This is a genomic window from Streptococcus sp. CF8_St5-17 (assembly GCF_024295665.1).
Classification (GTDB): Bacteria; Bacillota; Bacilli; order Lactobacillales; family Streptococcaceae; genus Streptococcus.
The window spans coordinates 39,034-51,347 of the sequence record NZ_JANCOU010000006.1; the positions used below are offsets into that span (position 1 = coordinate 39,034).

At 41.9% G+C, this 12,314-nt stretch carries 11 protein-coding genes; all 11 read right to left on the minus strand.

All coding sequences use genetic code 11. From position 1 onward, the window contains the following. Positions 1–84: 84 nt before the first annotated feature. The gene (locus NMM19_RS05995) at positions 85–1,359 is read right to left on the minus strand and encodes a hydroxymethylglutaryl-CoA reductase, degradative (protein ID WP_178894689.1); all 1,275 of its coding nucleotides are present in this window, start codon (positions 1,357–1,359) and stop codon (positions 85–87) included. After that, positions 1,359–2,531 carry a hydroxymethylglutaryl-CoA synthase gene (locus tag NMM19_RS06000; protein WP_178894688.1) on the minus strand — a complete coding sequence of 391 codons (1,173 nt, stop codon included), beginning with the start codon at positions 2,529–2,531 and terminating at the stop codon, positions 1,359–1,361. The genes NMM19_RS05995 and NMM19_RS06000 overlap by 1 nt, the downstream gene beginning before the upstream one ends. Positions 2,532–2,693: 162 nt before the next feature. Continuing rightward, positions 2,694–3,143 carry a threonine/serine exporter family protein gene (locus tag NMM19_RS06005; RefSeq protein ID WP_178894687.1) on the minus strand — a complete coding sequence of 150 codons (450 nt, stop codon included), beginning with the start codon at positions 3,141–3,143 and terminating at the stop codon, positions 2,694–2,696. A gap of 1 nt (position 3,144) precedes the next feature. Continuing rightward, positions 3,145–3,903 carry a threonine/serine exporter family protein gene (locus tag NMM19_RS06010; RefSeq protein WP_178894686.1) on the minus strand — a complete coding sequence of 253 codons (759 nt, stop codon included), beginning with the start codon at positions 3,901–3,903 and terminating at the stop codon, positions 3,145–3,147. A 100-nt stretch (positions 3,904–4,003) separates the two neighbouring features. Then, positions 4,004–5,854 carry a Stk1 family PASTA domain-containing Ser/Thr kinase gene (gene pknB / locus NMM19_RS06015; RefSeq protein WP_178894685.1) on the minus strand — a complete coding sequence of 617 codons (1,851 nt, stop codon included), beginning with the start codon at positions 5,852–5,854 and terminating at the stop codon, positions 4,004–4,006. Beyond that, a complete protein-coding gene (locus tag NMM19_RS06020; protein WP_178894684.1) occupies positions 5,851–6,588 on the minus strand; it encodes a Stp1/IreP family PP2C-type Ser/Thr phosphatase in 738 nt (245 codons plus the stop codon). Before NMM19_RS06020 ends, pknB begins: the two co-directional genes overlap by 4 nt. A gap of 15 nt (positions 6,589–6,603) precedes the next feature. Next, positions 6,604–7,917, minus strand: a complete 1,314-nt coding sequence (rsmB, locus tag NMM19_RS06025; protein ID WP_178894683.1) for a 16S rRNA (cytosine(967)-C(5))-methyltransferase RsmB — start codon at positions 7,915–7,917, stop codon at positions 6,604–6,606. Further along, positions 7,910–8,845 (minus strand): methionyl-tRNA formyltransferase, encoded by a 936-nt coding sequence (gene fmt, locus NMM19_RS06030; RefSeq protein WP_178894682.1) that lies wholly within the window; start codon positions 8,843–8,845, stop codon positions 7,910–7,912. Before fmt ends, rsmB begins: the two co-directional genes overlap by 8 nt. An 11-nt stretch (positions 8,846–8,856) precedes the next feature. Then, positions 8,857–11,253 carry a primosomal protein N' gene (locus NMM19_RS06035; protein ID WP_254730569.1) on the minus strand — a complete coding sequence of 799 codons (2,397 nt, stop codon included), beginning with the start codon at positions 11,251–11,253 and terminating at the stop codon, positions 8,857–8,859. A gap of 84 nt (positions 11,254–11,337) precedes the next feature. Beyond that, the gene (gene rpoZ / locus NMM19_RS06040) at positions 11,338–11,652 is read right to left on the minus strand and encodes a DNA-directed RNA polymerase subunit omega (RefSeq protein ID WP_006149960.1); all 315 of its coding nucleotides are present in this window, start codon (positions 11,650–11,652) and stop codon (positions 11,338–11,340) included. Positions 11,653–11,676: 24 nt separating this feature from the next. Next, positions 11,677–12,303 (minus strand): guanylate kinase, encoded by a 627-nt coding sequence (gene gmk / locus NMM19_RS06045; protein WP_000775049.1) that lies wholly within the window; start codon positions 12,301–12,303, stop codon positions 11,677–11,679. Between the last annotated feature and the right edge of the window lie 11 nt (positions 12,304–12,314).

The window sequence follows — 12,314 nt, forward strand, 5'->3', positions numbered from 1 at the left end:
AACCTGCGGCTAGCTTCCTAGTTTGTGCTTTGATTTTCATTGAGTATAAACAAAAAACTCAGACTTGATTAGCCTGAGTTTTTCTTATGATCTTAAGTTTTTCAAAAGAGTTTGTGCTTTTTCTAAATTAAAAGTTTTTTCAGCAATCAAGCTTTCTACTAACTTGGATACTTCTGCCTCAGTCGCACCTGCTAAAAGCGCTAACGATTTTGCCTGAAGTTTCATGTGTCCATGCTGAATACCTGTACTGACAAGAGCTTTAAGAGCCGCAAAGTTTTGTGCAAGACCAATTGACACGATAATTTGGGCCAATTCCTTAGCTGATGGATGACCTAGCAACTCATGGCTGAGGACTACACGAGGATTAAGACCAATTGATCCACCTTTGGTCGCAACCGGCATCGGCATAGTCATCTCTCCGATTAGCTCTTCTGTTTCCAAATCCATAGTCCAACGACTGAGACCTCGATAAACACCATCATGACTCGCATAGGCATGCGCTCCTGCTTCGATGGCACGCCAATCATTTCCTGTTGCAATCAAGAGAGCATCGATTCCGTTGAAGATACCTTTGTTATGGGTTGCTGCTCGATAAGGATCTGCTTGAGCAAACTGGCTGGCTAAAACCATTTTTTCAGCTAGTTCACGCGCTTCATCCTTCTGGCGACTCAAATAACGAAAGGCAATCCGACAAGTTGCAGTTACTAGAGAATCCGTGGCATAGTTGGATAGAATGCCCATTAAACTTTGCCCTTGACTTAAAGCCTCTAAGCTAGGTTTTAAAGCTTCAAGCATGGTATTGAGCATATTAGCTCCCATGGCTTCCTGAGTATCCACATGAAGATAAACCACTAAAAAGTCAGCCTCACCAGAAATTTTCTCAACTGTTAGCTCTCTGGCTCCACCACCACGTTTGACAATAGATGGATAGGCTTGGTTTGCTTGTTCGAGTAGCTCTGCTTTCTGACTCAAAATAGCCTGACATGCTTTATCCCTATCTGGAACCTGATAAAGAGCTACCTGACCAATCATTTGGCGTTGATGAACCTGAGCAGTAAAACCACCCGCACGTTTGATAATCTTACTAGCAAAACTAGCTGCAGCAACAACAGATGGCTCTTCGGTCACATAAGGAACTGTGTACTCTTGACCGTTTACCAGTACTTCTGGCACTACTGAGTAGGGTAGTGAGAAGGTCCCCACTACATTTTCACTCAGTTGGTTCGCAACTGCTATACTAAGATTTTCATTTTGCTCAAGACTTTCTTGGGCTTCCATAGAAGTAAGCGCCTGAGACTTAACGAACTCAAGGCGCTCTTGAATTGATTTTTTAGCAAATCCATTCCAATTTTTTTTCATTATTTTTCAACCTTGCTGTAGCGACGTTGGTGTTCTACAATCTCAACCAGAGCATAGTCCTGTCCCTCATAGCCAGACATGGTTGCAGAACCTGACTCATCCAAGTTTGCTTCCTCAAAGAAGATTCGTTCATAATCAGCGACACTCACAGACTGGCGTTGGTCTAGCAAATCTAAACGACCTTTCTGCAATTGCTTTTCATAGCCTTCAACCAATTCCACACTGAAGAACTCAGATACAGCACCACTTCCGTAGCTATAGAGAGCAATCTTGTCTCCTGCTTTAAGACTATCAGAATTTTCAAGAAGAGACAAGAGACCTAAGAAGAGTGAACCTGTATAAATGTTCCCAACTTTTTGGCTATAAATAATAGATTCATCAAAGTGCTTTTGAAGCAAGTCCTTCTTCTCTTGAGGCAAGGATTTGTCGAGAATTTTCTTCAAACCCTTGAGAGCTAGCTTCGGATAAGGTAAGTGGAAACATACAGCCTCAAAATCGTTCAAATTACAGTCATAACGCTTTTGATACTCTTCCCAAGTCGTTTTTAAACTATCAAGATATTGTTGCGTTGAGTAAACCCCATTTACAAATGGTGTTGTCGAATAGTTTGGACGCCAAAAATCCATGATATCACGAGTTTGTGCAACATTATCATTGTTGAAAATCATCACACGTGGATTTTGGCTAATTAACATAGCAACACATCCTGCACCTTGAGTTGGTTCTCCAGGAGTTTCGACACCATATCTTGCAATATCACTAGCAAGCACCAGAACCTTTGATTTAGGAGAATTTTCTACATGTAACTTAGCATAGTGAAGAGCCGCAGTTGCACCATAGCAAGCTTCCTTGATTTCAAAACTACGAGCAAAAGGTTGAATTCCAAGCAAACCGTGTACAAAGACAGCTGCAGCTTTACTCTGGTCAATCCCAGACTCTGTCGCTACGATAACCATATCAATCTCTTGCTTCTCTTCTTCAGTCAGGATAGAATTCCCTGCACTAGCAGCCAAGGTAACAATATCCTCTGTTAAAGGAGCGATACTCAATTCTTTTAAAAGGAGTCCTTTACTCAATTTTTCAGGATCAATTCCTCGGGTTTCTGCTAAATCTTGTAATTTCAAAACGTATTGACTGGTCGCAAAACCAATCTTATCAATACCGATTGTCATATTTACCTCTATTTTTATCATTCATTGTAAAAATTCGTCCACCTCTATTTTATCATAATTGAGGTCAAATGAGCGAAAAAAGACTTGATTCCCCAAATCAAGTTCATTTCCATCTTCCTATCCATGTTCTTTCAGCCACTCTACCAACGAAAAAATCGAGTCTTAGCTAGCTCGATTCTTTTTGAGATAGTAATACAACTTGAGTATGACTGTCCCACTTGCCATTCCTATTGAAATAACAAGGGCCAACATCATGACTAACATGGCACTAGAAATGGCATGGCCGTAGTCACCTGTAACGAAGAAGGAAGTGGTTCGATAGGACAGATAACCTGGCACTAGTGGTGCCAGAATAGCTAGGGCAAAAACCACTGCTGGAGTTTTGTAGAGAATACTCATAATCTGGCTAACACAAGAACCAATCACCGCAGCAATAAAGGTTGCCAAAATGACATTAGTTGGCTCCTTGAGTATTAGATAGAGGAGCCAGATTGACATTCCCAAAACTCCACCAGGGATAAGCATGGAACGCTGGACATTTAAAACGATTAAAAAAGTGATAATTGCTAGCAGACTAGCTAGAGCCTGCAATAAAAATGTTGTTAGAGTCATATTAGTTCATGAGTACGAGGGCGACAGAGGTGCCTGCCCCTAAGGCAAGGGTAACCAGCAAAGATTCAAACATCTTGCTCATACCAGAGTTAATGTGATTGGTCATAATATCTCTAACGGCATTAGTCAGGGCAATTCCAGGTACAAAGGGCATAACCGCACCTGCAATGACCAAATCAGCTGTAGAAGGCAATCCAGAATAGCGCGCCCAAAATTGCGCAATCAAGCCAAAAACAAGAGCACCTGCAAAAGCTGTCATAAAGGGAATACGAATAAATTTTTCTACGTAAAGAGAACAGGTGAAAGCAAATATGGTTGCTACTCCTGCACCAATGGCATCGTAGGCATTCCCACCGAACATGATCGAGAAGAAGGGAGCACTAAGGGTCGCTGCAGCAGTTAGCTGAACATTGGTGTAGGGAGATGCCTTAGCATTTAATTGCTTGAGTTGAATAAAGGCTGTCTCCAAATCAAGCTGCCCTGATACAAGCTGCCGTGAAATCTGATTAACATCACAAACCTTCTCAATATTATAAGCAGAGGAGGTTACTCGTTTCATTCGAGAGATATTTGTATTTTCAATGGAGAAAAAAATAGCTGCAGGCATGGCCAAAACATTACAATCCATGATGCCTTGTGAATGAGCGATTCGAATCATGGTGTCTTCGACACGATAGATTTCTGATCCATTGCGAAGCAGAATTGTTCCTGCTAACATAATGACATCAATGACTGCATTCAGTTTTTTTGATTCGTCCATGTTCCCCTCCTTTTTAAACTCCTTACTATTTTATCATAAATTTGAAGGAAAAAAAATCTTTGTCACAAAAACTGCGACAAAGATTGACTAGTTATCCCCCTCAATGCAAATCTGACGTTGTAGTGTTTTGATTAGCCTGTGGTTCTCTAATCTGTGGAGATGTTTCTGCACGACTAGGATTGCTTACTGTAGGATTTGTTGTTGTTATTTTCGGTTTATAGATAGAAATCTTGATACGAGTAGTATTCAGATCCACACCTTCACCTGGTTTTGGACTTTGACTGACTACAGTTTCCTCAGCAGTTCCCTCTGGTGCTGTAGAGACCTCTACCACTTCAATATTAGCCTCTTTTACACCTACTATCTGAATTAAGTTATTCTTGGTAAATTCAAGACTTGATCCAATGTAACTTGGCATAGGAACGCTAGTTACCTTCTTGGCTACTGTCAAGGTAATCTCTGTCGCCTTACTAAGATCATAAGTGGTTCCTTCTGGCAGACTCTGTCTCATAACAAGGCCCGCCTCTGTTTCACTTGATTCCTCTTCTACAATCTTGATGAGATTTTCAGGAACTTTTTTACCTTTCAATTCTGCAATGACGTCCGTAGATTTACGTCCAATATAATTTCCAATCTTAAACGATTGCTGACCTGAAGAGATAATAAGATTAACTTTTGTTCCTTCTTTTCGTGCCGAGCCAGCATCTGGATCTGTTCGGATAACTCGACCTTCTTCGACAGTATCACTAGCTTCAGTCTTTTCCTCGCCAATTTCAAAATTAGCTTTTTTAAGATTTTCCTTGGCTTCTGCTACAGTTTGTCCTGCAACTTTTGGAATTTCCACAGTTGCTGGTGTTTTCGATACAATCCAAAATAGAGAAGCCATAACAAGTATAAAACTAGCTAAAAGCACAAAATATCTTGCTTTGAAACGACGTTTCTTGACTGGTTTTGCAACGGTTTCTTTATTAGTTGCCTTTTGGGTCGGCTTTTGGCTCTGATGACTCTCTTCCTTCGGTTGCACTTTAGGAATCCCTGTTAAAGTAGACTGTGAGATTTTCGGTAAAGTTTTTGTATCAACTTTACTTGTGTCTTCAAATACTAGCTTTGGTTCATTGCGACGGTTATAAGAAAGACTGCTCAATAAATCAACATACATCTCTGAGACAGTTTGGTAACGGTCTGTTAACTTTTTAGCTGTCGCTTTTATAACTACGTTTTCCAAGGATTGTGGCACTGATGGGTTTTCTGCAATGACAGAAGGAAGTGGTTTTTGGAAATGCTGAAGTGCAATGGTAACAGCACTATCGCCATCATAAGGAATATGACCTGTCAACATTTCAAAGAAAATAATCCCCATGGCATAAATATCACTCTGTATGGTCGCCTTTGAACCACGCGCCTGTTCAGGTGATAGATAGTGAACAGAACCTAACATAGAGTTGGTCTGTGTCAAACTTGTTTCTGCAAAGGCCACCGCAATCCCAAAGTCTGTAACTTTTGCAGTGCCATCAGGAGTCAAGAGAATATTTTGAGGTTTCAAATCACGGTGAACAATTCCCTTTGCATGTGCCAAACGCATAGCTAAGAGAATCTGCCCCATGATACGAACAGCTTCCTCGTTAGAGAGAGGATAGTGTTCTTTGATATAGCGTTTGAGGTCAAGACCCGCTACATATTCCATAGCTAGGTACTGCTGACCGTCTTCTTCACCGATATCCGTAATTCGAACGATATGAGGATGATCTAAGTCTGCCATCGCACGCGCTTCACGCTGAAAACGTGCAACAGCGATAGGATCTGTCTGATAGTTGGTTCTCAGAACCTTTACAGCAACTTCTTCCCCATCCAGAATCAAATCTTTGGCCAGGTAGACATCTGCCATCCCTCCGCGGCCAATTTGTTTGATAATCCGATATCGTCCGGCAAATATCTTGCCGATCTGGATCATTCTGATTCCTCCTCAATCGCAATCAAGGCAACAGTAATGTTATCAAGCCCTCCGGCATTGTTTGCAAAACGTACTAAGGTTGCCGCCTTGTCTTCAAGTGAAATATCACTTGTCACGATGTCATAGATTTCACTTCCTGAAATCATATTCGTGAGACCATCACTGTTCATAACGATATAGTCCCCTGGTTCCAAGCTTACAATTCCTAAATCAGGTTGAATTTCATCTTTTTGTCCGATAGACTGGGTGATGATATTCTTTTGTGGATGTGCTTCAGCTTCTTCAGGTGTTAATTGACCTGCCTTGAGCAATTCATTCACCAAAGAATGGTCACTCGTTAATTGATGGTATTCTTCACCACGAACCAATCCGATACGGGAATCGCCAATATGAGCATAGATAGCTTGATTATCAATGATTGCAAGGGCTTCTAGAGTAGTACCCATCCCCTTATATGCTTCATCTCGACCTAATTGGTAAATCTTTTGATTTTCAATCTCTAGATGTTCAGCAAACCATTCACGAACTTCATTCACGGTATCGATGTGAGTATCAACCCAGGCTACACCCAAATCTGTTACTGCCATCTCACTAGCAATATTACCAGCTCGGTGTCCTCCCATCCCGTCAGCCAAGATAATCATTGTGTGACCGGCACGGTTGACAAAGTGATTAACATAGTCTTGATTATTTGTACGTTTCTGACCAACATCTGTTAATAATGAAATCTCCATTGTGTCAGTTCCTTCCTAATCGGATATCTTGCGAAATTGGCTGATAAAGAATCCATCACTCCCATACAACTCTGGAGTAATGAGGATGCAGCCATCTTTCAGGATATCCTTGCATTCGTGTTCTAGTTTAACCTGCTCGAACTCTGGATGACTTTCTAAAAACGCTTGAACAACTTGAAAGTTCTCTTCAGAGACAATAGTGCAGGTACTATAAGTTATTATACCACCTTTACGTAGCGTTTGACAAACACTACCTAATATTTCCAACTGAATTTCCTGTAATGACGTGAAATCAGCAGTGTCTTTGTTGTATTTGATATCTGGTTTTCGACGTAAAAGTCCTATCCCTGAGCACGGGGCATCGACTAAAATCTTATCAAATTGATCCTTGCCAAAAAACTCATGCACTTTTCGAGCGTCCAGTTTTTGCGTTTGAACACGGTCCTCTACACCTAAACGCTCCGCATTTTCTTGAATCAAAGTGAGTTTATGGTCGTAGAGATCCAGAGCCGTTACCTGACCTGTCATTAGATAAGACGCCATATGGGCTGTCTTTCCGCCAGGAGCTGCACAAGCATCTAAAACCTGCTCATCTCCTTGTAAATCTAGTGTTGGCGCAACCAACTGACTAGACTCATCCTGAATAGTAATAGCCCCTTCAGTAAACAAATCATGACTAGCAAAATGCCCTTGCTCCTTGACCAAACCAGCAGCTGACAGAATCGAATCACTGGCATCAAGTAAAGTTTTAATTTCCTCTTTGCGACTCAAATCTGTCACACGGATACTGGCTTTGTTACGTTGTAAAAGACTTTCAAAAATCGCTTGCGCTCGCTCTTCGCCATACTCTTCCTTGAGCTTAGAAATCAACCAAACTGGCAAAGAGTAGGCGATAGAATCACGCTTGTTCTTACGCTTGATACTGTCAATATCAGGCAAACCCTCACGCAAAATACGGCGCAAAACAGCATTGACTAGTTTTTCGCTACCCTTTTTACGAAGTTTTGCAATTTCTACCGCTTCATTGACCACTGCATGATCAGGAAGCTTATCCAAGTATTGGAGTTGATAGACGCTCATGAGAAGCAAAACATAGAGCCAGCTGTCTAGCTTGTCTCTATCCTCAATAAAGTGAGACAAATACCATTCTAAAGTTAGTTTACGAGCTACGGTTCCATAAACAAGTTCTGTCACCAACCCCTTATCTGCTACTGACAGTTGACTTCCCTTAAGGTGTTTATTTAAGGCGATATTGGAGTATGCTTGATTGACAAGAACGTCCTCAAGTACATTCAAGGCTACACTTCTAGCCGTTTCTACTTTAGTCACCAAATCGTTCTCCTACTGCTAAAGTTCGTCCCACACCGTTAAGGAAGGAAGCAATGTCCATCTTAGGTTTTCCTGCTGGTTGAACCTGTTTGAGAGATAGAGCTCCTTCTGCTGTTGCAACGATCAACTCCTTCTTACCGATGGAGAGAATTTCACCCGGATTTCCTTGACCTTCTACTGGCAGGGCTTCATAAATCTTAAAACGATCTCCCTTGAGGAAAGTATGAGCAACAGGCCATGGATTCATCCCACGGATTTGGTTAAAGAGTTGACGGTTGGTCTTGTTCCAATCCAACTTTTCTTCCTCAGGTTTGATATTTGGTGAGAATGTAACCTGACTTGGATTTTGTGGTTCTGGCTGAATTTCACCAGCTATATAAGCTGGTAGAGTATCCAAAAGCAAATCACGGCCGACAATGGCCAATTTTTCAAACAATGTTCCAACATTGTCCTCATCGGTAATGGGAATGCTACGACGAGAAATCATGTCTCCTGCATCCATTTCCTTGACCATTTCCATAATGGTTACTCCTGCCTCTTCATCACCCTGAATCAAGGCATAATGAATAGGAGCACCACCACGGTGTTTTGGAAGAAGCGAAGCATGAACGTTGACCGCAAAATCCATGCTATCAAGGAGTTTACTTGGGAGAAATTGTCCAAAAGCTGCAGTCACAATTCCATCAGCACCCAAGTTCATGATAGCTTCCATTTCTGGACTACCTGATAATTTTTCTGGTTGGTAGATAGGAAGCCCTGCTTCTTTAGCTGCTTGTTTTACTGGGGTTTCTTGGATGACTTTTTTACGTCCGACAGCACGATCTGGCTGAGTTACAACAGCTACAATCTCGTAGCGGTCATCTGACAAAAGCCCCTTCAAAACGGTTGCCGAAAACTCGGGCGTTCCCATAAAGATTAGTTTTGTCATCTTCTCTCCTTCTATAAAAATTGTTGCGGTTCGTGGTCAATACTGAGACGAAGTTCGCTATTTTCACGTTCTTGAGTTAGAGCCAAAACCTGATTAAGGGTCGAGGCCAACTCATCTTCTAAACGATATTTAATTAAAATTTGGTAATGATAGAGGTTATGCGTACGAGCGATCGGTTTAGGCGTTGGTCCAAGGATGATACTAGCATCCGACAAACCAGACCGCAAAATGCCCATGACTTGATAAGCACGTCTAAGAACCTCTTCCTCTTTTTTATGAGATAAGGTGATTCCAATAGTGAAATAATAAGGTGGGTAACCCAACTGACGTCTGATGCCCATTTCATAGGCATAAAAACCTTCGTAATCCTGATCCTTGGCAAAACGAATGGCATAATGCTGAGGATTATAGGACTGAATCAAGACCTGACCTGCCTTTTCAGCACGACCGGCGCGACCTGCTACCTGGGTCAAGAGTTGGAAGGTCCTCTCAGAAGAACGGAAATCAGGCAGGTTCAAGGCTGTGTCCGCATTGAGAACACCAACCAAGGTCACATTTGGAAAATCCAAGCCCTTGGCAATCATCTGGGTTCCTAGTAATATGTCCGCTTCACCCTTGCCAAATTGTTCAAGTAGAGCTTGGTGACTGCCCTTTTTGCGAGTTGTATCTACATCCATGCGTAAAATGCAAGCCTCTGGAAAGAGTTCTGCTAGCTCATCGTAGGCCTTTTGAGTTCCCGTTCCATAGTATCGAATACTACGACTCTGACAGTTTGGACAGACATGGGGAATTTCTTTCGAAAAACCACAATAATGACAGTTCATCGTTTTAGTATCCATGTGAAGCGTCAAGGAAATATCGCAGTTAGGACAGGTATCCACAGTACCACATTCCCGACACATGACAAAGCTAGAATAGCCACGGCGATTGAGCATGAGAACCACCTGCTCTTTTTTATCCAATCGATCTCGAATGGCCTCAATCAGAGGTGGTGTGAAGTTCGACGCCTCATTTTGTCCGATATAATCACGGAAATCAATCAGTTGGACTTGAGGAACACTTGCTAAAGGATTGGCACGTTTAGTTAGACGCAGATGCTGATAGACGCCCTTGCCAGCACGCGCACGGCTTTCTAGACTCGGTGTTGCAGAACCCAGGACTAGAGCAGCTTGATTGTACTGAGCCCGTAAAAGAGCCACATCTCTAGCATGATAACGCGGATTACTGTCTTGCTTGTAGCTAGCCTCATGCTCTTCATCGATAATGATAACGCCTAAATCTTTCAAAGGAGCGAAAATAGCAGATCTAGCCCCAACGACTACCTGAGCATCTCCACGCTCTACCTTGCGCCATTCGTCGTACTTTTCACCATTGGACAAACCTGAATGGAGAATGGCTACTTTATCACCAAAACGAGCAATGAAACGCTCTGTCATTTGAGGTGTCAGAGAGATTTCTGGGACTAAAACGATAGCTGTTTTCCCCATATCCAAGGCTCCTTGGATAATCTGCAAGTAAACCTCTGTTTTCCCACTTCCTGTGATTCCTTGTAGAAGAAATGGAGGATGTTCTTTCCCAATCGCTCCAACAACTGCCTCACAGGCTTCTTTTTGTTCTGGATTTAACTCTAAAGATTGACTGGATTCAATTCCTTCAAAGTAGGCAGCTGAGCGTTGGACTTCCTTTTGAACGATGGTAACAGCACCATGTTCCACAAAGAAGTTAACTTGTTCGCGTGAGTAATGTTCTAACAAATCAGCCAAAGGAACTGTTTCAGGATGTACTAATAAATATTCTCGCAGTTCCAATTTCTTCTTGGCACGCTTTGAGATTTCTAGCTTTTCTAATTTGTCAAGATTCACTTCAACCCAAGACTGCGTCTTAACTTTCTTCTGATCCACAGCCTGGTACTCTAGTTTTAAAAGACCTTTTCGAGTCAACCGCATCATCTCAGCTTGCTTTTCTAGGTCGAGAGATGAAAATGCTAGAGACTCCTTCGAACCAAACAAACGATGTCTGTCTTCTTGACTCAAGCCTTCCAGAGGATAGAGGATTTTATCGTAGCTAGAGTTCAAAAACCCAGGAAGCATAGCTTTAAGAATGGAAATTTTATAAGAGAATACTGACTTACGTAGTTCTTCAGCTAGCCAGAGTTGTTCCTCCGTTAAGACAGGAGAAAAGTCCAGCACTTCGGCAATCTCTTTCAAGTCATCGTTTGCCACTTCCGCATCAGACTCTTCTTCAATTCCAAGAACTATCCCTTGAATCAAGCGATTGGCCTTTCCAAATGGAACGTGGACTCGCATGCCGACTTCCAACATCTCTTTAAATTCTTCAGGAATCTTGTAACTATAGGGTTGGTCCGTCTGCATCAAAGGAACATCTACAATGATTTTTGCAATAGCCATTTCCTCACCTCCTTCTCTTCTTAAATCGTTTCAATTGATTGAGTATTCTTGCAATAGAAAAAATAAGATTGAGTCCCCCCAACCTTAAATTTTTTCACCTTCTTCTTTTTCTTTCGCGATTTGCTCTTTGATTTTCTTTTCTTCTTCTTCTCTCAATCGTCTTTCTTCTTCGATACGACGACGAACAGCTTCGCGTTTTCCTTCTGGATCTGGGTGGATGGTTACATTCCCTGATTCAATTTCTTCCAAGGCACGAAGTGTAGATTTTTCAGATTTGAATTCTTGTGTTGGAGTTGCTCCAGCTTCTAATTCGTGAGCACGTTTTGCTAACAAGATTACGAGTGAATATTTTGATGGTACCTTGTCAAGTAAGGTATCAATAGAGGGTTTAAGCATCATTTGTTTGTACCTGTTTTCTATAGTTTATCGAATAGTCGGAGACTTTGGTAGCATATCCTGATAGTGACCGATAACACGATCCACACGGAAATGTTCAGCTTCAATCACACGTTTGACACGTTCTGCAGCAAGAGGAACATGGTCATTGACAATAGCATAGTCATACTCACGCATCAAAGCAATTTCTTCTTTAGCTTTTTCGATACGTTGGGCAATCACTTCTGCGCTATCTGTACCACGGCCTACGAGACGATCTTGCAATTCTTCCAAATCTGGTGGTGTCAAAAAGATAAAGACTGCATCTGGAACTTTCTTTTTGACCTGAAGAGCTCCCTGCACTTCAATTTCAAGGAAAACGTCAATCCCTTTATCAAGGGTTTCATTGACATAGGTCAGAGGAGTTCCGTAGTAATTGCCCACATACTCTGCATACTCTAACATTTGCCCTTGACGAATTAATTCTTCAAATTCTTCACGTGTGCGGAAGAAATAATCAACACCGTCTACTTCACCTGGACGTTGCGCCCGCGTTGTCATAGATACAGAATATTGGAATTGATTTTCAGAACTCTCAAAAATTTCTCGTCTAACCGTTCCTTTTCCAACTCCAGAAGGACCTGAAAAAACGATTAGTAAGCCACGGTCTGCCATGATGTCTCCTT

Bases quoted from the DNA above. Each gene is read 5' to 3' on its own strand.
- NMM19_RS05995 (WP_178894689.1), bottom strand. From the start codon at position 1,359: ATGAAAAAAAATTGGAATGGATTTGCTAAAAAATCAATTCAAGAGCGC.
- NMM19_RS06000 (WP_178894688.1), bottom strand. From the start codon at position 2,531: ATGACAATCGGTATTGATAAGATTGGTTTTGCGACCAGTCAATACGTT.
- NMM19_RS06005 (WP_178894687.1), bottom strand. From the start codon at position 3,143: ATGACTCTAACAACATTTTTATTGCAGGCTCTAGCTAGTCTGCTAGCA.
- NMM19_RS06010 (WP_178894686.1), bottom strand. From the start codon at position 3,903: ATGGACGAATCAAAAAAACTGAATGCAGTCATTGATGTCATTATGTTA.
- pknB (WP_178894685.1), bottom strand. From the start codon at position 5,854: ATGATCCAGATCGGCAAGATATTTGCCGGACGATATCGGATTATCAAA.
- NMM19_RS06020 (WP_178894684.1), bottom strand. From the start codon at position 6,588: ATGGAGATTTCATTATTAACAGATGTTGGTCAGAAACGTACAAATAAT.
- fmt (WP_178894682.1), bottom strand. From the start codon at position 8,845: ATGACAAAACTAATCTTTATGGGAACGCCCGAGTTTTCGGCAACCGTT.
- NMM19_RS06035 (WP_254730569.1), bottom strand. From the start codon at position 11,253: ATGGCTATTGCAAAAATCATTGTAGATGTTCCTTTGATGCAGACGGAC.
- rpoZ (WP_006149960.1), bottom strand. From the start codon at position 11,652: ATGATGCTTAAACCCTCTATTGATACCTTACTTGACAAGGTACCATCA.
- gmk (WP_000775049.1), bottom strand. From the start codon at position 12,303: ATGGCAGACCGTGGCTTACTAATCGTTTTTTCAGGTCCTTCTGGAGTT.